A 17,997-nucleotide genomic window follows, 5' to 3' on the forward strand; every position below is an offset into this window, starting at 1 on the left:
GTATGTGACGTGAGGTAATTGCCGGAGCCCCCCACGCGTACGCGGGTGGACTGGGCGTCACTGGTTCGACGGGGAAAAGCTACCGTGCGCCGGGGCCGGACGTGTGACGTACCGTCGGTCCGGGGCCCATGAATCACCAAGCTTTCACCCGGCAGGGCGCGCACGCCCGTGACCTGGGGCTGCGGGCTTTGCCGGGGGGCTTGACCAGAGGCATAAACCAATGGATGACCCGAGAGGACCAGGGATGCCGGAGCGTGCGATACGCCCTCGTTCGCGTACTGCGGCCGTCATGTTGACGGCGGCGTCGTTGCTCGGTGCCGTCGCGCTGGCCGGCTGCACCAGTGGCCCGGATCAGACCGCGAAAAACACACCGGCCGCGTCGCGCGCGGGCTCTCCCTCTCCCTCCCCCACCCCTGACTGGAATCGCCGTCCGGCGTCCGTCGCGGCCGTGGGTGACTCCATCACGCGGGGTTTCGACGCCTGTTCGGTGCTGGCCGACTGCCCCGAGGTGTCCTGGGCGACCGGCACGGACGACGGGGTGCGCAGTCTCGCGGTGCGGCTGCTCGGCGCATCGAAGGCCGCCGCGAGCAGCTGGAACCACGCGGTGTCGGGGGCCCGGATCGCCCAGTTGCCCGAGCAGATGGCGCTGGCGGCGAAGGAGAAGCCGGAGCTGGTGACCGTGATGATCGGCGCCAACGACGCCTGCCGGGACTCGGCCGCGGTCATGACCCCGGTGGCGGACTTCCGGGCGTCGTTCGAGGCGTCGATGCGTCAGCTGCGCGCCACGGCGCCGAAGGCGCAGGTGTATGTGTCGAGCGTGCCGGATCTCAAGCGGCTGTGGTCCACCGGGCGGACCAACGAGCTCGGCAAGCAGATCTGGAAGCTCGGGATCTGCAAGTCGATGCTGGGCGACGCGGACAGCATGGACGCGGCGGACGTGGCCCGGCGGGACGCGGTGCAGGACCGGGTGGTCGCGTACAACGACGTGCTGCGCGACGTCTGCGCGAAGGACCGGCGCTGCCGGTACGACGGCGGGGCGGTCTTCGACTACCGGTTCACCGGTGAGCAGCTCAGCCAGTGGGACTGGTTCCACCCGGGACGGGACGGACAGGCCAGGCTGGCAGAAATCGCCTACCGCAACGTTACGGCCGGCGAGCCTCCGGCGTAGGGTCCGGGATCATGACGACGGGCAGGCCCACGGCCATACGGACGGAAGACTTCGGCGCGCTCGCGGACGGCACCGATGTCCGGCGCTGGACCCTGGAGCGGGACGGGACGCGGGTGCGCGTGCTGACCTACGGCGCGATCGTGCAGTCGGTCGAGGTGCCGGGCCGGGACGGCACCCGGACCGGGGTGGCGCTCGGGCTGCCGGACGTCGCATCGTACGAGAAGTTCCCGGGGCCGTATCTCGGGGCGCTGGTCGGGCGGTACGCGAACCGGATCGCGGGCGCCGGGTTCGTCCTGGACGGCACGGCGCACCGGGTGACGCGCAACGAGGGCCGCAACCATGTGCACGGCGGCACGCGCGGCTTCGACAAGCGTGTGTGGCGGGCCAGGGAGGTCCCGGACGGGGTGGAGCTCTCCTTGGTCGCCGAGGACGGCGAGGAGGGCTTTCCCGGGCGGCTCGCGCTCTCGGTGACGTACAGCCTGGACGAGGGCGGGGCACTGCGGATCGGGTACCGGGCGACGACCGACGCCCCGACGGTGCTGAACCTCACGAGCCACACCTACTGGAATCTGGCGGGCGCCGACAGCGGCAGCGCGCTCGGGCAGCAGCTGCGGATCGCGGCCGGGCACATCACCCCGGTGGACGGTGAGGCGGTGCCGACGGGCGAACTCGCGCCGGTGGCGGGGACCCGGTTCGACTTCCGCCGGACGCGGGTGGTGGGCGCGGGGTACGACCACAACTTCGTGCTGGACCGGGCCCCGGCGAAGACCTTCGCCGGGGAGGCTCCCGCAGGGGAGGCCTTCGCGGCGGAGCTGTACGACGCGTGGTCGGGGCGGGTGCTGACCGTCCGCACGACGGAGCCGGGGCTCCAGCTGTACACCGCCGACCACTTCGACGGTCAGCCGTTCGGGCCGTGCGCCGGGATCGCGCTGGAGACCCAGCACTTCCCGGACTCCCCGAACCGTCCGGAGTTCCCGAGCACGGTGCTCCGGCCGGGCGAGGAGTTCGTGTCGAGCACCGTGTACGGGTTCTCGGCGCGCTGACCCGGGCGCGGGGGGGGGGGTGTCTCTATGTCGTTCGTCAAGGATGTGGCGCCGGGTATGAGGCTGTTTGGGATGGTTATGCGGCGAGGGTGACGGTGGGGGTTCGAGACTCGTAGAAGGTGCCGTCCCGGAGCATGGCGAAGAGGACACTGATGCGTTGACGGGCGAGGCGGAGGAGGGCTTGGGTGTGGGTTTTGCCGCGGGCGCGTTGCCGGTCGTAGTAGGTGCGCGAGGCCGGGTCGGCGTTCATGCAGGCGAATGCGGAGAGGAACATGGCGCGTTTGAGCTGCCGGTTTCCGCCTCTGGGTGCGTGTTCGCCGTGGATCGAGGTCCCCGACGATTTTGTCGTCGGGGCGAGGCCGGCGTAAGAGGCGAGGTTGGGCGGCGCTGGGGAAGCCGGTGCCGTCGCCGACGGTGACCAGAAGGACGGCGGCGGTCCTGACTCCGACTCCGGGCATCGAGGTCAGGACCGGATGAAGAGGGTGGGCCTCCAGCAGGGTGCTGATCTGGGCTTCCAGTGCCCGGCGCTGGTCATGGACCGCGGCGAGCGAGGCGGCCAGCGACGGGATCACGATGTCGAGGGTGCCCGTGCCGGGAACAACGACGGTCTGCTCGTCGAGAGCGTCGAAGACCTCGTCGATCAGCCTCTGCGCCATCCGCGGGGCCTTGGGCCGGATCAGCTCGACGAGTCTGCGGCGGCCTGCTTTCCGCAGGGCGGCCGGAGATCCGTGGCGTTCCAGCAGCCAGGTGACGGCCCGGTGGTCCAACCGGGGCCCCAGCACGCGCTCGAGGCTGGGGTGGAACTGGGTGAGCAGGCCGCGTATCCGGTTGGAGGTCCGGGTGGCCTCGGCTGCGAGGTCCTGGTCGAAACCGGTCAGGACCGTGAGCTCGGCGGTGATCTCGTCGGTCAGCTCAAGCGAACGCAGGGTGTGAGGCATCGTCCGGGCCGCGTCCGCGATCACCGCCGCGTCCTTCGCGTCCGTTTTCGCCTCGCCCGGATACAGATCAGCGATTCGGCGCATCGCGAGTCCGGGCAGGTAAGCGACCTCGCAGCCCGCGTCGCGGGCGACGGTCAGCGGCAGGGCACCGATGGACGCGGGCTGGTCCACGATCACCAGCACAGTGCCGAACTTGGCTTTGAGCTTGTCGAAGACGGCCCGCAGCTTGGGTTCGCTGTTGGGCATCGGCTTGTCGAAGACCTTCTTCCCGGCTGGGGTGAGCCCGTGACCGTGATGGGCGGTCTTGCCGACGTCCATCCCGAGGAAGACGCCCACGCCTTCGGTGTCGAACATCGCACCCTCTCCAGGTCGTTGACCGTGCCGGCCTCGGCAGTGGCACCGTGCTCGCGCATCCACGTTATGCAGACCTGCCGCCCACGTCTCTGCCCGGCATTGCGCCGGACCGGGCGGTGGCCGGGTCTCTCATCAGCGTCTCCGACGGCACCCCCAGGCCCGGCGACACCACCCCCCAGGTCATCCGTTCGACAGAGGGGACACAGTCATACCGGGCCCGGAGGCCAGCGGCCCCATTGCAGGACCGCGAAAAACATAACGGGGGGGGCTGACCCGGGCGCGGGGGGCGAACGGGCTCTGGTGCGCCGCGCCGTGCGCGCGGCGCGCGTCCACGGGATCACGGTGCGACGCCCCCCGGTATGCGCCTCGGCGGATGGGTTGACCAGGGCTCATGCCATAGCAAGAAAGATCGACGAGGATCCCCTGCGGGTGATTTACAGCGGGTAGGGCGCGTTTTCGTGCGCGGGCGCAGTGCGGGGACGCCAGGGTGAACCGTATGCGTAACTCCTTTACCGATTCCCCCACTTCCGGCTCCTCCTCCCCCAACTCCTCCCCGGAGAAGCCCTCTCGGCGCCGGGTGGTCGCCGGAGCGGCCGCCGGGGCCGCGGCCCTCGCCGCGACCTCCACGAGCGCCGTACCCGCCGCCGCGGCCCCGGCCGGGGCCACCGGGTCGGCCCCCGCGACCCCGGCCGCGCCGGCGGCGCCCCGCGCCGACTGGGCCGACTGTCTCACCGTGGCCCGCGCGATCCTGGTGCGGGACGAGAACGACAAGCCGCTGGTCCCCCGTTACCGCGACGTCCTGCTGGGCAAGGGCCTGCCCCGGTCCCGCAACGGTGCCAAGAAGGTGCTGATCATCGGCGCCGGACCGGCCGGGCTGACCGCGGCGCATCTGCTGCGCGAGGCCGGGCACACGGTCACCGTCATCGAGGCGAACGGCAACCGGGTCGGCGGCCGGATCAAGACCTTCCGCGCGGGCGGGCACGAGAACGCGAAGGCGCCCTTCGCCGACCCGAAGCAGTACGCCGAGGCCGGGGCGATGCGCATCCCGGACAGCCACCCGCTGGTCACCGGCCTGATCGACAGCTTCGATCTGAAGCGCCGCCGCTTCCACCTGGTCGATGTGGACGGCGACGGCCGGGCCGCCAACCGCACCTGGATCCACGTCAACGGCCTCCGGGTCCGCCGCGCCGACTACGCGAAGAAGCCGCAGGCGGTCAACCGCTCCTTCGGGGTCCCCGCGAAGTTCGAGGACAGGACCGCCTCCCAGATCGTGCGGGAGGCCTTCGCGCCCGTACGCGAGAAGATCGACGGCAAGGACGGCGCGAACCTGGTCAAGGGCTGGGCGGAGGTGATCCACGAGTACGGGCACTGGTCGATGTTCCGCTTCCTGACCGAGGCGGCCAGGCTCGACGAGCGCACCATCGACCTCATCGGCACGGTCGAGAACATGACCTCGCGGCTCCATCTCGCCTTTGTGCACAGCTTCATCGGGGCCTCGCTGATCAGCCCGGACACGGCGTTCTTCGAGCTGCCCGACGGCACGTCCAAGCTGGTCGACGCGATGTACGGGCGGGTGAAGGACCTGGTGCGGCTGGACCGCCGGGCCACCCGGATCAGCCATGGACCGGACGGGGTCAGCGTCGAGACGGTCTCGGAGGGACGCGACGGGCCGGTGGTGCGGGAGACGTTCACCGGCAACCGGGCGATCATCACCGTGCCGTTCTCCGGCCTGCGCCACATCCCGGTGCGGCCGCTCATGTCGTACGGCAAGCGGCGGGCCGTCACCGAGATCCACTACGACGCGGCGACCAAGGTGCTCCTCGAATTCAGCATGCGCTGGTGGGAGTTCGAGGAGAAGGACTGGAAGAAGCAGCTGGAGCGGGTCCGCCCGGGACTGTACGACGCCTACCGGCTCGGCCGCGCGCCCGCCGACGGTTCGCTGCTCGGCGCCCACCCCGCCGTACCGCCCGGACATGTCCCGGACGGCCAGCGCGTGCACTACGCCGCGTGCCGGGCCACCGCCCGCAACCAGCCCGAGGCGGCCCATGTCATCGGCGGCGGCTCGGTGACCGACAACCCCAACCGCTTCATGTTCCAGCCCTCCTACCCCGTCGACCGCAGCCCCGGCGGCGTCGTCCTCGCCTCCTACAGCTGGGCCGACGACGCCCTGAAGTGGGACTCGCTGGACGACGACGAGCGCTACCCGCGCGCCCTGGCCGGGATGCAGGAGGTCTACGGGCAGCGCATCGAGGTCTTCTACACGGGCGTGGGCCGCACCCAGTCGTGGATGCGTGACCCGTACGCGTACGGCGAGGCGTCCGTACTCCTGCCCGGCCAGCACACCGAGCTGTTCCCCGATGTCCGCACGGCCGAGGGGCCGTTGCACTTCGCGGGCTGCCACACCTCGATCAAGCCCGCGTGGATCGAGGGGGCGCTGGAGTCGGCCGTGCGCACCGCGCTGGAGGTCAACAGCGCCTGACCGGTGCCCGGAAACCCTGGGAGGAGACCGCCGTCAGCGGGCGAGGCCCAGGGTCACACCGAGCCCCACGAGCACCGAGCCGATGCCCCGGTTGAGTGCCTTCTGCCGGCGGAGCATCGCCGTACGCAGCTGCGAGTGGGAGAAGAACACCGCCACCAGGCCGAACCAGCCGAAGTGCGCGAGCGACATGAACAGCCCGTAGCCCGCCTGCTGCCAGTACCCCGTGTCGGGGCCGACCACCTGGGTGAAGGTCGACACGACGAACAGCGTCGTCTTGGGGTTCAGGGCGTTGGTGAGGAAGCCGGTGCGCAGCGCCCCGAAGCGGGACAGCTCCGGCTTCGACTCCAGGTCGACCTCCAGATCGCCCCGGGCGAGGAACGTGCGGACCCCGATGTAGACGAGATACGCCGCACCGGCCAGCTTGATCGCGGTGAACAGGGCCGTCGACGAGGCGATCAGCAGTCCGACGCCGAGCATCGTGTACGTGACGTGGACCAGGACGCCCGCGGCGACACCGGCCGCCGCGAACAGTCCGGTGGTGCGGCCGTACAGATAGCTGTTGCGGACCACCATCGCGAAATCGGCACCCGGACTGATGACGGCGAGAACGGTGATGACGGCGACGGCGAGCAGTTCGGTCATGGCCGCGGCCCCCGCTCAGCTGCCGTGGGCGTTGTGGGGGTGGGGCGCCGGAGGCGTCACCGTCGCCGGGGCGGCGTTCGCGTGCGCGGTGTCGTCCCCGTCCGTTCCCCCGGGCGCCACGAGGTCGCGGGCCATCAGGGTGGCTCCGGCGACGGCGCCCGGCATCAGGAACACGGCGACGAACGGGACCAGGAACGCGAGCGTGAGCGGGACGCCGAAGCCGAGCACCATCATCCGGCGTCCGCGCAGCAGGACCAGCCGGTCCTTGAGGACCATGCCGCGGCGCTGGAGGGCCACGCCGGTGAGTTCCTCGGAGAGGAAGTATCCGGAGACGCAGAAGCCGATGGCGGGGACGACGGTCTGTCCGAGGACCGGGATGAAGCCGAGGGCGAAGAGGACGATTCCGTACAGGGCGACGCGCAGCAGGATGCGGAGGGAGTCGCGGGCGGAGATCCAGAGTTCGCGCCAGAGCGGCAGACCGGACTCGGGGACATCGCCGCCCTCGCTGCGGTCGACCTCCTCGGAGAGCGACTCGTAGAAGGGCTGGCCCACCAGCAGTGTCACGGCGGTGAACGTGATGACCGCGAGGAACAGGCCGAAGACGAAGACCAGCACCACCAGGGTGTTGCGCAGCAGGCCCAGCCAGGGCGAGGACCAGTCGTCGGCGAACGGGGTGGCCCAGGCGACGAAGTCGTCGGCGCCGTAGCCGAGTCCGACCAGCGCGCCCGCGTAGATGACGAGGGTGACCAGTCCGGGCAGCAGCCCGAATCCGAACCATCGTCCGTGCCGGACAGCCCAGCGCTGCCCCTTCATCAAGTAGCCGAAACCCGCCCCGAGATCACTCATGGGCGTCAGGTTACTTGCGCACAGCAAGAACGAGGGCCGCACCCCCGTCGCGGGAGTGCGGCCCTCGGCCGGGCGTACCGGTCAGGCGACCGACAGTTCGACCTTGATGTTGCCGCGGGTCGCGTTCGAGTACGGGCAGACCTGGTGGGCCTTCTCGATGAGCGACTGGGCGGTGGCCGCGTCGACGTTCGGGATGGAGGCGGTGATCGCGACCTCCAGGCCGAAGCCGCCGTCCTCGTTCTTGCCGATGCCGACCGAGGCGGTCACGGTCGAGCCGGAGATGTCGGCCTTCTCCTGGCGGGCGACGACGCCGAGGGCGCCCTGGAAACAGGCGCTGTATCCGGCGGCGAAGAGCTGCTCCGGGTTGGTGCCGGCGCCGCTGCCGCCCATGGCCTTCGGCGGGTTGACGACGACGTCGAGGTTGCCGTCGTCGGAGAAGACGCGGCCGTCACGGCCGTTCTCCGCGGTGGCGACGGCGGTGTAGGCAACGGCTATGTTCTGCGTGGTCATGCTGAGGATTCCTCCTGCTGATGCGCCGCGACTCGCGCCCACGATCGCGACGGCCTGGGATGAGACTAGTGGGTGTGCTCAACGGGTTTGCCGAACGGGCCGGGAGCCGGCCGGGAGCCGGTCGGCGGGCCCGGTGCCGGTCGGGGAGCCGGGCGCCGGTCGGGGAGCCGTCGGCGGTCAGGCGAGGGAAACGATCATCTTGCCGGTGTTCTCGCCGCGCAGCAGGCCGAGGAAGGCGTCGAAGCCGTTCTCGATGCCCTCGACGGCGGTCTCGTTGTACTTGAGCTCGCCCGAGGCCAGCCAGCCGGCGACCTCCTCGACGAACCGGGGCTGGAGCTCGGCGTGATCGCTGACGAGCATGCCCTGGAGCCGCAGCCGCTTGCCGATGATCAGCGCCATGTTGCGCGGGCCGGGGACCGGCTCGGTCTCGTTGTACTGGGCGATCATTCCGCAGATGGTGGCGCGGCCGTGCACGTTGAGCGTGGTGATCGCGGCTTCCAGGTGCTCGCCGCCGACGTTGTCGAAGTAGACGTCGATCCCGTCGGGGGCGGCGGCCCTGAGCTGGTCGAGGACCGGGCCGTTCTTGTAGTTGAACGCGGCGTCGAAGCCGTACTCCTCGACGAGGACCCGGACCTTCTCGTCGGAACCGGCCGACCCGATGACGCGCGAGGCACCCTTGAGCCTGGCCATCTGGCCGACCTGGCTGCCCACCGCGCCCGCCGCGCCGGAGACGAAGACCGCGTCGCCCTCCTTGAAGGAGGCGACATCGAGGAGGCCCGCGTACGCGGTCATGCCGGTCATGCCGAGCACACCGAGGTAGGCGGAGAGCGGGGCCAGGTCGGGGTCGACCTTCACGGCGTGCTTGGCGGGCACCTCGGCGTACTCGCGCCAGCCCAGACCGTGCATGACGTGGTCACCGACGGCGATGCCCTCGGCGTTCGACGCGATGACCTCGCCGACCGCGCCGCCGTCCATGGGGTGGTCGAGCTTGAAGGGCGGGGTGTACGACTTCACGTCGTTCATCCGGCCCCGCATGTACGGGTCGACCGAGAAGTGCTTGTTGCGGACGAGGACGCGGCCCTCGGCCGGAGCGGTGACCGGGGCCTCACGCAGCGCGAAGTCCTCGGCCTTGGGCCAGCCGTGCGGGCGGGCGACAAGGTGCCATTCACGGCTGGACGTGGGAAGAGCTGCAGACATGGGCTCGGGGTCTCCTCGATGTCGTACGGGAATGCCTCACCGGCGGGAAGCCCCCGCCCGGAAAAAAGCTTCAGGACATGAAACAACCATGCTCCTGGATATTTCATGTTGTCAAGTAAATGGGTACCCTGGGAGCCATGGCCACCCGTACAGACCCCCTGACCCTTGAGGTCGTCGAGCTCATCGGCACCGTCGTGGCGCGCTACTACGAGGAGTACGACCGGGCCGCGGCCACGCACTCGCTCACCGGAGCGCAGGCGCGGGTGCTCGGGCTGCTCTCCCTGGAGCCGATGCCCATGCGGAAGATCGCCCAGAAGCTGAAGTGCGAGCCGTCGAACGTGACGGGCATCGTCGACCGCCTGGAGGCCCGGGAGCTGGTGGAGCGCAGGCCCGATCCCGCCGACCGGCGCGTGAAGCTGGCCGCCCCCACGGAGAGGGGGGCCCGCACGGCCCGGGAGCTGCGCGACGGGCTGCATTTCGCCCGGGAGCCGCTGGCCGGACTCTCGGACGCGGAGCGCAGGGTGCTGCGGGATCTCCTGCGCCGGATGCTGGGCGAGGACGTGAGCGGGGCATGAGCGGGGTCGGGGTCGGGGTCGGGGTCGGGGTCGGGGTCGGGACGAGCGTGGACGGGGGCCTGTAGGGGCCGCCCGGCCGGCCCGGCGCCCATCTGGCGCCCCGTCAGTCACGTTCCCTCTAACGGCTCATCCCAGCGCGCGCCACGCCCCTGGGGGCGCCACGATGCGAAGAGAACCGGCTGCCGCCGGTGCCCCACATCAGCGCTCTCGGGAGAACCTGCCGTGACCGTCAGTCTTGACCAGCTGCGCCGTTGCCATGTCGCCGTCGATCTCGGGGCCGCCAGGACCCGTGTGTACGTCAAAGGGCTCGGGCTCGTCGTCGACGAGCCCAGTGTCGCCGCCGTGAACACCCGTACCGGATCGCTCATCGCCGTCGGCGCGCTCGCCGAGCAGATGACCGGCCGCACCCCCGAGTACATCCGGGTGGCCCGCCCCGTCTCCGGCGGCACCGTCATCGACATCGAGATGGCCCAGCGCATGCTGCGCCACCTGCTCGGCGAGAAGCTCCGCCGCCAACTGCGCCGCAAGCCCCGGCTGCGCGCCGCCGCCTGCACCCCGCACGACAGCGATCCGCTCGCCCAGCGCGCCGCGGTGGAGACCCTGGTCGGGCTCGGCGCCCGGCGGGTGGAGCTGGTCGACACCCTGATCGCGGCGGCCGTCGGCTGCGGACTGCCGGTCGAGCAGCCGACCGCCACCATGATCATGGTGTGCGGGGCCGCGACCACCCAGATCGCGGTCCTCTCGCTCGGCTCGATCGTGACCGCCGTCCGCATCCCGATCGGCGGCGACGCCATCGATCACGCGGTGATCCAGCATCTGCGCCAGCACCATGAGCTGATGCTGCCGAGCCAGTCCGTGCGCCCGCTGCAACTGGCCCTCAGCGGCAACGGCCTCACCCCCCACGGGCCCGCCGTCACCGAGATCCACGGCCGTGACGTGGCCACCGGTCTGGCCCGCTCCGTACAGGTCGACACCGCGGCCGTCCGGCAGGCCATCCACACCCCGCTCACCGCGGTGCTCGACGGCCTCGGCAAGGTGCTCCGGAACTGCCCGCCGGACCTGGTGGCCGACCTCGCGGACCGGGGGATCATGATGGTGGGCGGCAGCGCGCTGCTGCCCGGACTGGACCAGATGCTGCGGGACGCGACCGGCATGCCGGTGCACATCGCCGAACGGCCGGACGTCTGCTCCGTGCTCGGCCTGGGCGCCATGCTGGACGGCAAGATCCGTCCACTGGTCCTCAACCCGCTGGCGGGCTGAGAACACTGCGGGGGGCGACGCACATGAGCGGAGAGCACGGAGAGCACGGAGAGTCCGGAGAGTCCGGAGCTGCCGGAGCTGCCGGAGCTGCCGGAGCTGCCGGAGAGGCTGGAGCAGCCGGAGCCGGAGCGGCTGGAACGGCTGGAACAGCCGAGCCTTCCGGGGCCACCGGGGCCACCGGGCCGGGCGCCGGGACGGCGACGCGGCGGTCCGCGAAGCCCCGGCTGCCGATGCTGCTGGAGGCGGTCCTCAGCGTCGGCAGCGATCTCGAACTGCGGGCCACGCTCCAGCAGATCGTGGACACCGCCACCGTGCTGACCGAGGCGCGCTACGGCGCGCTCGGTGTCCTGGACCCCGAAGAGGGCACGATCACCGAGCTGTTCACCTCCGGGATGACCGACGAGGAACGGCGGCACATCGACCGGTTCCCCGACGGCCGCACGGGCATCCTCGGCGTGCTCATCGAGGATCCGCAGCCGCTGCGCTCCGACGACCTGACCACCGATCCGCGGGCGGCCGGCTTGCCGCCGGGGCACCCCCCGATGCGCTCCTTCCTCGGTGCCCCGATCCGGGTGCACGCCGAGGTCTTCGGCAACCTCTATCTCACCGAGAAGCGCTCCGGGCACTTCACCGACACGGACACGGCGCTGCTGCGGGTCCTCGCCTCCCAGGCCGGGATCGCGATCGGCAACGCCCGGCTCTACGAGACGGCGCGGCAGCGGGAACGCTGGATCGAGGGGGCCGCGGCCGTCACCACGGCGCTGCTGACCGGCACGAACGCGGCCGACTCCCTGATGATCGTCGCCGAACGGGCCCGGGTGCTCGCCGGAGCGTCCGCCGGAGTGATCCTCCAGCCGACCGACGAGGGCGGGATGGAGATCGTGACCGCCTCCACGCTGGACGACCCGGCGGGCATCGTCGGCACGACCATCGCCCCCGGCTCCCCCGTCCTGGTGCAACTGCTGGGCGGCGAACCGGTCTTCATCAGCGACTCGGCGACCGACCCCCGGATGACCACCGACGTACGGTCCCGGTTCGGGCCCAGCATGATGCTGCCGCTGCAGAGCGGTGGCCGGCTGATCGGCACGCTGGCGCTGCCCCGGCGGCGCGGCGAGAGCCCGTACACGGCCGTGGACCGGCTGCTGGCCTCGCAGTTCGCCTCACAGGCGGCGCTGGCCCTGGTCATGGCGGACGCCCAGCACGACCGGGAGCAGCTCGCGGTGTACGAGGACCGCGACCGGATCGCCCGGGACCTGCACGATCTGGTCGTCCAGCGGCTCTTCGCGACCGAGATGATGCTGGAGTCCACCCGCCGCCGGGCCGCTTCGGAGGAGACCGGCGAGCTGCTGGGCCAGGCCGTCGATGAGCTGGACTCCACCATCCAGGAGGTCCGGACGGCCATCTTCGCGCTTCAGCAGCCGCCCGCCGAGGCCCCGGCGACTTTCCGGGGGCGGGTGCTTCGGGAGACCGGCGGCGCGGCGGCCGTGCTCGGCTTCCAGCCCTCGGTGCACTTCACCGGCCCGGTGGACGCGTTGGTCGGCGAGCCCGCCGACCGGGAGCTGCTGGCCGCCCTGCGGGGCGCGCTGGCGTCCGCGCACCGCCGGAGCGGGGTGTCGGCCATCGAGGTGGAGGTGGACGCGACCGCCAGGCTGCCCGACGGACGCGGCGCGGTACGGCTGGTGGTCGCGGACGACGGGCGTGACGAGAACGGCGGCCGGTCGACGACGGTCACCTGGCAGGCGCCACTCTGAGTCCGCTCACCCGGAGGGCGCCGCCCTGAGCGCGATCCTGGTGTTGGAGTGGGCGATGCCCGCGTCCTTCTTGAGCCGCCGCAGCAGTGTGTCCAGGGCCCCGGGATCGGCGGCGGTGGCCCGTACCAGATAGTCGTGCCCGCCCGTCACATGCACCACCTCGGTGATGCCGGGCAGCATCAGTACGGCACGCTCGAACTCCTCGTTCGTCGTGTCGAGGCGCAGGCTCACGTCGATGAAGACGACCAGGCCCGAACGCGTGTCGGCGGCCGGGTCGACGATGACGGTGAAGCCGCGGATGACCCCGTCGCGGCGCATGCGGCGCACCCGGTCGCCCGCGGCGTTGGCGCTGAGCCCGACGCGTACGCCCAGATCTCGGTACGAGATCCGCGCGTCCTCCTGGAGGATGCCGAGGATTTCCCTGTCCAGCCGGTCCATAGCGCGATTGTCGCAGTCGGCACCGGATCGCGACGGGGCTCGCGGGGCTCGCCGGGCTGTCGATGCCGGTGGGGGCGTTGCGGGGCACGGATCAGGAACACCTGCGGACGTGGGGCCATTGGGGTGCCCGATGGGGCGAGTGCCTCGCATGGAGCACCCCAGCGGGCCCGGGGCGCCGGCCCGCCCTTGACTTGGCCTGTGGATACCGCTGTCAAGCAGTCCCCCCAACCGGCCGCCCGGCAGTCCGCCGCCGCGTACCGCAACCTCATCATGGCCACGATCGGGTTCGCGCTGACCTTCTGGGCGTGGAACCTGATCGCGCCGATGTCCGGCGACTACAAGGAACGGCTCGGGCTCAGCTCGTTCCAGCAGTCGTTCCTGGTCGCCGTGCCGGTGATCGTCGGTTCGCTCGGCCGTATCCCGGTGGGCGCGCTCACCGACAAGTACGGCGCCAAGCTGATGTTCCCCGTCGTCTCGGCGCTCACGATCGTGCCCGTCCTGCTGCTGATCCCGGCGAAGGACTCCTACGGTGCGATGCTCGCGGTCGGCTTCCTGCTGGGACTGGGCGGCACCACGTTCGCGATCGGCATTCCGCTGGTCAACTCGTGGTTCCCGCCGGCCGAACGGGGCCTCGCGCTGGGTATCTTCGGCATGGGCATGGGCGGCGTGGCGCTGTCGGGCTACTTCACCCCGCGCATCGCCAAGCACGGCGACAACCTGCCGTTCCTCGTGGTCGCGGGGGCGCTGGTCGTGTACGCGATTCTCGCCGCGGTCCTCGTCAGCGACCGGCCCGACCGGCAGATCCCCACCGACTCGCTGGTCCACCGCCTCGGCCAGGCCGGCCGGCTGCGGGTCACCTGGGAGCTGTCGGCGCTGTACGCGATCGGCTTCGGCGGCATCGTGGCCTTCGGGGTGTACCTGCCGACGTATCTGAAGACCTGGTACGACATGTCGCCGACCGAGGCGGGCACCAAGGCGGCCGGGTTCGCCCTCGTCACGGTGATCTTCCGGCCGATCGGCGGCTGGCTCTCGGACCGGATCCACCCGGCGCTGGTCACCTCGGTGGCGTTGCTGGTCGCCGCGCTGATGGCGATCGTCCAGGCCTTCGACCCGGACCTGAACCCGGTAGGCACGATCGCGCTGCTCGTCATGGCGGCCGGGCTCGGCACCGCGAGCGGCAGTATCTTCGCCCTGGTCTCGCAGGTGACACCGCAGCCGAAGGTGGGCAGTGTCACCGGCATCGTCGGCGCGATGGGCGGCCTCGGCGGCTTCGTTCCCCCGCTGGTGATGGGGGCGATCTTCACCGCCAAGGATTCGTACTCGATCGGGTTCATGCTGCTGTCGGATCTGGCGCTGGCGGGCTGTGTGTACGCGTACGGCCGGATGCGGAACATCCAGCGCGAAGGCTGAGACCGCGCTCCGCGGAGCGTCGAGCGGCGGCGCGGAGGGAGCCGGCGCCCGCCACTGGGTGAACTGCTCCACCCAGTGGGCCGTCCGGTCGAGGTGGGCCGTCTCGGCGGCGGGGCGCCGGACCGCTCGATCCACCGCATGGGTGATGGGGTGGTCGCCGCCCATCTCGCCCCCGGTGTAGCTGCTTTCGTCGAGGCTCTGCAGTACCCGGACGTTCCGGCGCGGATGGGTGCGGTAGTTGTACCACTCGTCGGTCCGGGTCCAGTTGTCGTCGAGGTGCGAGGTCGCCGGGTGGGCGTGGTCCTCGGTGACGACCTTCGCCTACTGGATCGCCGGGTGGCTCTATCTCCGCCGGATGCCCCGTGCAGCCATCTGCCCGGCGACCTCCCGGCGGTTCGCCCGGCGGTCCGTCCGGCGCCTTCCCGGCGTCCTCCCGGCGGTTCGCGAGCCTTTCGGGGCCGACCGAGGACCGGAAGCCCTTCACCGGCTTAGGCTTCGCAGGGTGATCCCACTTCTGCCAGCGCTTCAGGACCCCGCCGGCCCCGCGGCCTCCCGGGAGGCGGTCCGGTTCGGCGAACGCTCCCTGACCTACGCACAGTTGGCCGCCGCCGCCCGTTCCCTGGCCACCCGGCTCGCGGGCGCGGGACGGGTCGCCGTCTGGGCCACGCCGACGCCGGAAACGGTGGTCGCGGTGGTGGCCGCGCTACTGGCCGGGGTACCGGCCGTACCGCTCAACCCGAAGACGGGCGAACGGGAACTGGCGCACATCGTCGCCGACAGCGCGCCCTCGGCGGTGCTGGCCGGTCCCGCGGAGGAACTGCCGCCCGCACTGGCGGATCTGGAGCGGCTGGACGTGGCCGCCGACGGGGAAGCGGCGGGCCCCGCGCTCCCCGAGGCCGCGCCCGGGTCCCCCGAGCCCGAGTCCGCTCTCCCCGAGCCCGAGCCCGATCCCGAGTCCCCGGCGCTCATCGTCTACACCTCCGGCACCACCGGCCCGCCCAAGGGCGCGGTCCTGCCCCGGCGGGCGATCGCCGCCTCGCTGGACGCCCTGGAGGACGCCTGGCGATGGACCGGCGACGACGTCCTCGTACACGCCCTGCCGCTGTTCCATGTGCACGGCCTGATCCTGGGCGTCCTCGGCCCGCTGCGCCGGGGCGGTTCGGTGCGCCACCTGGGCCGGTTCTCCACCGAGGGTGTGGCCCGGGAACTGTCCGACGGGGGCACGATGCTGTTCGGCGTGCCGACGATGTACCACCGGCTCGCGGAAGCCCTCGACGACCGGACCTCCTCCGACGGCCTCGCCGCGGCACTCGCCGGCGCCCGGCTGCTGGTCTCCGGCTCGGCGGCGCTGCCGGTCCACGACCACGAGCGGATCGCGGCCGCGACCGGCCGCCGGGTGATCGAGCGGTACGGCATGACGGAGACCCTGATGAACACGGGCGTCCGGGCGGACGGTGAACCCCGCCCCGGCACGGTCGGCCCGCCCCTGTCCGGCGTGGAACTCCGCCTGGTCGAGGAGGACGGCAGCGTACTGGAGGCCCCCGCGGCCATCGGCGAGATCCAGGTCCGCGGCCCGAACCTCTTCAGCGGCTACCTCAACCGCCCCGACGCCACGGCCGCCGCGCACACCCCGGACGGCTGGTTCCGTACGGGCGACGTGGCCACCCGGGACCCGGACGGCTATGTCCGGATCGTCGGCCGCAAGGGCACCGACCTGATCAAGAGCGGCGGCTACAAGATCGGCGCGGGCGAGATCGAGAACGCCCTGCTGGAGCACCCGGGAGTCCGCGAGGCAGCCGTCACCGGCGAACCCGACCCGGACCTCGGTGAGCGGATCGTCGCCTGGGTCGTGCCGTCCGACCCCGGATCCCCCCCGGCGGAACGGGAACTGGCGGACCATGTGGCCGCCCAGCTGGCCCCGCACAAGCGCCCGCGCACCGTGCGCTACCTGGACGCCCTGCCCCGCAATGACCTGGGAAAGATCATGAAGAGGTCCCTCCATGCCTAGGGAACCCCGTTCGGACCAGGCGAACGCCCCTGGCCGCATGACCGCCCGTGAGGCGATCGCCGCCCTCACCGCCGGCTTCGACGAGCACCGGCCGGCCGAACGCCCCGCCCCGGCCGACGGGCCGCTCGGCTGGTCCGGGTACGGGCAGGCACGGGCCCGCGCCGCCGCACGGACCGGCGAGGAGGAGTCCGTCGTGTACGGCACCGGGGCGGTCGGCGGGACGCCCTGCGCGCTGATCTCCTTCGAGTTCGGCTTCCTGGGAGGTTCGCTGGGGCAGTCCACCGGCGACCGGCTGGAGGCCGCGTACACACTGGCGCTGGAGCGGCGCGTTCCGCTCGTCTCGCTCGTCGCCACGGGCGGCAGCCGGATGCAGGAGGGCATGATCGCGCTGACCCAGCTCCAGCGGGTGGCCCGCGCCTCGGCCCGGCTGCGTGCCGCCGGACTGGCGCAGATCGCGGTGCTGCGCGATCCGACGACCGGCGGCGGCTGGGCCACGGTGGGGGCGGGCGCCGATGTGGTGCTGGCCCTGCCTGGTGCGCAGGTCGGGTTCGCCGGGTCCCGGGTGCGGCCCTCCGGCGCGGACCCGTACGCGTACAGCGCCGAGGGCCAGCTGGCGGCGGGGCAGATCGACGCGGTCGTCGCGCCGGGCGAGCTGGCCGGGACCGTGGGCCGCTGGCTGCTCGCGCTCGGCCGGCACGAGGACCTGTCGGCCGCGCCGCTGCCGCGCGCCCTCTCGGCCACCGGCCTCCCGGAGACCGGACGGGCCGCGGTGGAGCAGGCCCGCGCACCGGGCCGGCCGCACGCCCAGGCGTATCTGGACGATTACTTCGACCAGTTGCTGCCGCTGAGCGGTGACCGGTGCGGCGGCACGGACGCGGGGCTGCTGTGCGGATTCGGCCTGCGCGAGGACGGGCCGGTGGCGTACGTCGCCCAGTGCGGCACCGCGACCCGCCCGGCCGGGTACCGCACGGCGGCCCGGGTGATCCGGCTCGCGGACCGGCTCGGCGTACCCGTACTCACCCTGATCGACACCCCGGGAGCCGCGAACGACGCGGAGGCGGAACGGGCGGGCGCGGGCGCGGCCATCGCCGACACCTTCGCGGCGATCGCGGCGGCCCGGGTACCGGTGACCACCCTGGTCATCGGCGAGGGCGGCTCGGGCGGCGCACTGGCCCTCGCGGCACCGGACAACACCCATGTCACCGCAGACAGTTACTTCTCCGTCATCGCCCCGGAGCTGGCGGCGGCGATCCTGAAACGCCCGACGGCCGAGACCGGCGCCACGGCGGACCAGCTGAGGCTGCGCCCCCAGGACCTGGTCGAACTGGGCATTGCCCGCTCGATCGTGGGTGAGGGGAGGGCGTGACGACGGGGTAGG

General features: G+C 71.9%; 14 protein-coding genes and 2 pseudogenes. 9 read left to right on the forward strand and 7 right to left on the reverse strand.

The annotated features are described in order from the left end of the window. Window positions 1–244: 244 nt before the first annotated feature. Window positions 245–1,168 carry an SGNH/GDSL hydrolase family protein gene (locus tag OHA98_RS31010; protein WP_266930407.1) on the forward strand — a complete coding sequence of 308 codons (924 nt, stop codon included), beginning with the start codon at window positions 245–247 and terminating at the stop codon, window positions 1,166–1,168. An 11-nt stretch (window positions 1,169–1,179) separates the two neighbouring features. Beyond that, window positions 1,180–2,211 (forward strand): aldose epimerase family protein, encoded by a 1,032-nt coding sequence (locus tag OHA98_RS31015; protein ID WP_266930409.1) that lies wholly within the window; start codon window positions 1,180–1,182, stop codon window positions 2,209–2,211. 76 nt (window positions 2,212–2,287) lie between these two features. On the opposite strand, the pseudogene OHA98_RS31020 reads toward OHA98_RS31015, so the two are convergent. Further along, window positions 2,288–3,503: pseudogene (locus OHA98_RS31020) on the reverse strand (IS110 family transposase). Between the two features lie 496 nt (window positions 3,504–3,999). Between OHA98_RS31020 and OHA98_RS31025 the strand changes: the two are divergent. Beyond that, window positions 4,000–5,982 carry an FAD-dependent oxidoreductase gene (locus OHA98_RS31025; RefSeq protein ID WP_266930411.1) on the forward strand — a complete coding sequence of 661 codons (1,983 nt, stop codon included), beginning with the start codon at window positions 4,000–4,002 and terminating at the stop codon, window positions 5,980–5,982. A gap of 33 nt (window positions 5,983–6,015) precedes the next feature. Here OHA98_RS31025 and OHA98_RS31030 read toward each other — a convergent pair whose 3' ends face one another. The 4 genes from OHA98_RS31030 to OHA98_RS31045 form a co-directional block, all read right to left on the reverse strand. After that, window positions 6,016–6,624, reverse strand: coding sequence for a LysE family translocator (locus tag OHA98_RS31030; protein WP_266930413.1), 609 nt, complete (start codon window positions 6,622–6,624; stop codon window positions 6,016–6,018). Between the two features lie 15 nt (window positions 6,625–6,639). Further along, window positions 6,640–7,470: an EI24 domain-containing protein gene (locus tag OHA98_RS31035; RefSeq protein ID WP_266930414.1), complete on the reverse strand. Its 831-nt coding sequence runs from the start codon at window positions 7,468–7,470 to the stop codon at window positions 6,640–6,642. A gap of 81 nt (window positions 7,471–7,551) precedes the next feature. After that, window positions 7,552–7,980 (reverse strand): organic hydroperoxide resistance protein, encoded by a 429-nt coding sequence (locus OHA98_RS31040; protein ID WP_266930416.1) that lies wholly within the window; start codon window positions 7,978–7,980, stop codon window positions 7,552–7,554. Window positions 7,981–8,157: 177 nt separating this feature from the next. Then, on the reverse strand, window positions 8,158–9,177 hold the full coding sequence (locus OHA98_RS31045) for an NADP-dependent oxidoreductase (RefSeq protein WP_266930418.1): 1,020 nt from the start codon (window positions 9,175–9,177) through the stop codon (window positions 8,158–8,160). A 137-nt stretch (window positions 9,178–9,314) separates the two neighbouring features. Between OHA98_RS31045 and OHA98_RS31050 the strand changes: the two genes are divergently transcribed. The 3 genes from OHA98_RS31050 (at window position 9,315) to OHA98_RS31060 (ending at window position 12,763) form a co-directional block, all read left to right on the forward strand. Beyond that, on the forward strand, window positions 9,315–9,752 hold the full coding sequence (locus tag OHA98_RS31050) for a MarR family winged helix-turn-helix transcriptional regulator (protein ID WP_266930420.1): 438 nt from the start codon (window positions 9,315–9,317) through the stop codon (window positions 9,750–9,752). A 222-nt stretch (window positions 9,753–9,974) separates the two neighbouring features. Further along, complete coding sequence (locus tag OHA98_RS31055; RefSeq protein ID WP_266930422.1) at window positions 9,975–11,012, forward strand: rod shape-determining protein; 1,038 nt, start codon at window positions 9,975–9,977, stop codon at window positions 11,010–11,012. 230 nt (window positions 11,013–11,242) lie between these two features. Next, on the forward strand, window positions 11,243–12,763 hold the full coding sequence (locus OHA98_RS31060) for a GAF domain-containing protein (protein ID WP_266930424.1): 1,521 nt from the start codon (window positions 11,243–11,245) through the stop codon (window positions 12,761–12,763). A 6-nt stretch (window positions 12,764–12,769) separates the two neighbouring features. On the opposite strand, the gene OHA98_RS31065 is transcribed toward OHA98_RS31060, so the two are convergent. Further along, on the reverse strand, window positions 12,770–13,201 hold the full coding sequence (locus OHA98_RS31065) for an Lrp/AsnC family transcriptional regulator (RefSeq protein WP_266930425.1): 432 nt from the start codon (window positions 13,199–13,201) through the stop codon (window positions 12,770–12,772). A gap of 198 nt (window positions 13,202–13,399) precedes the next feature. Between OHA98_RS31065 and OHA98_RS31070 the strand changes: the two genes are divergently transcribed. Next, window positions 13,400–14,611, forward strand: coding sequence for a NarK/NasA family nitrate transporter (locus tag OHA98_RS31070; RefSeq protein ID WP_266930427.1), 1,212 nt, complete (start codon window positions 13,400–13,402; stop codon window positions 14,609–14,611). A 141-nt stretch (window positions 14,612–14,752) separates the two neighbouring features. Here the strand turns inward: OHA98_RS31070 and OHA98_RS31075 are convergent. Continuing rightward, window positions 14,753–14,953, reverse strand: a pseudogene (locus OHA98_RS31075) (ThuA domain-containing protein); the annotation flags it as partial. A 160-nt stretch (window positions 14,954–15,113) separates the two neighbouring features. Here OHA98_RS31075 and OHA98_RS31080 point away from each other — a divergent pair. Further along, a complete protein-coding gene (locus OHA98_RS31080) occupies window positions 15,114–16,619 on the forward strand; it encodes an acyl-CoA synthetase (RefSeq protein ID WP_266930429.1) in 1,506 nt (501 codons plus the stop codon). 37 nt (window positions 16,620–16,656) lie between these two features. Further along, a complete protein-coding gene (locus tag OHA98_RS31085; RefSeq protein WP_266930431.1) occupies window positions 16,657–17,985 on the forward strand; it encodes a carboxyl transferase domain-containing protein in 1,329 nt (442 codons plus the stop codon). Window positions 17,986–17,997: the final 12 nt, after the last annotated feature.

The sequence above is a fragment of the Streptomyces sp. NBC_00654 genome (assembly GCF_026341775.1).
Taxonomy (GTDB): domain Bacteria; phylum Actinomycetota; class Actinomycetes; order Streptomycetales; family Streptomycetaceae; genus Streptomyces.

Coding starts and splice junctions, on each gene's coding strand:
- OHA98_RS31050 (WP_266930420.1), top strand. CDS start 9,315: ATGGCCACCCGTACAGACCCCCTGACCCTTGAGGTCGTCGAGCTCATC.
- OHA98_RS31035 (WP_266930414.1), bottom strand. CDS start 7,470: ATGAGTGATCTCGGGGCGGGTTTCGGCTACTTGATGAAGGGGCAGCGC.
- OHA98_RS31010 (WP_266930407.1), top strand. CDS start 245: ATGCCGGAGCGTGCGATACGCCCTCGTTCGCGTACTGCGGCCGTCATG.
- OHA98_RS31030 (WP_266930413.1), bottom strand. CDS start 6,624: ATGACCGAACTGCTCGCCGTCGCCGTCATCACCGTTCTCGCCGTCATC.
- OHA98_RS31025 (WP_266930411.1), top strand. CDS start 4,000: ATGCGTAACTCCTTTACCGATTCCCCCACTTCCGGCTCCTCCTCCCCC.
- OHA98_RS31040 (WP_266930416.1), bottom strand. CDS start 7,980: ATGACCACGCAGAACATAGCCGTTGCCTACACCGCCGTCGCCACCGCG.
- OHA98_RS31065 (WP_266930425.1), bottom strand. CDS start 13,201: ATGGACCGGCTGGACAGGGAAATCCTCGGCATCCTCCAGGAGGACGCG.
- OHA98_RS31060 (WP_266930424.1), top strand. CDS start 11,243: ATGCTGCTGGAGGCGGTCCTCAGCGTCGGCAGCGATCTCGAACTGCGG.
- OHA98_RS31085 (WP_266930431.1), top strand. CDS start 16,657: ATGACCGCCCGTGAGGCGATCGCCGCCCTCACCGCCGGCTTCGACGAG.
- OHA98_RS31045 (WP_266930418.1), bottom strand. CDS start 9,177: ATGTCTGCAGCTCTTCCCACGTCCAGCCGTGAATGGCACCTTGTCGCC.
- OHA98_RS31015 (WP_266930409.1), top strand. CDS start 1,180: ATGACGACGGGCAGGCCCACGGCCATACGGACGGAAGACTTCGGCGCG.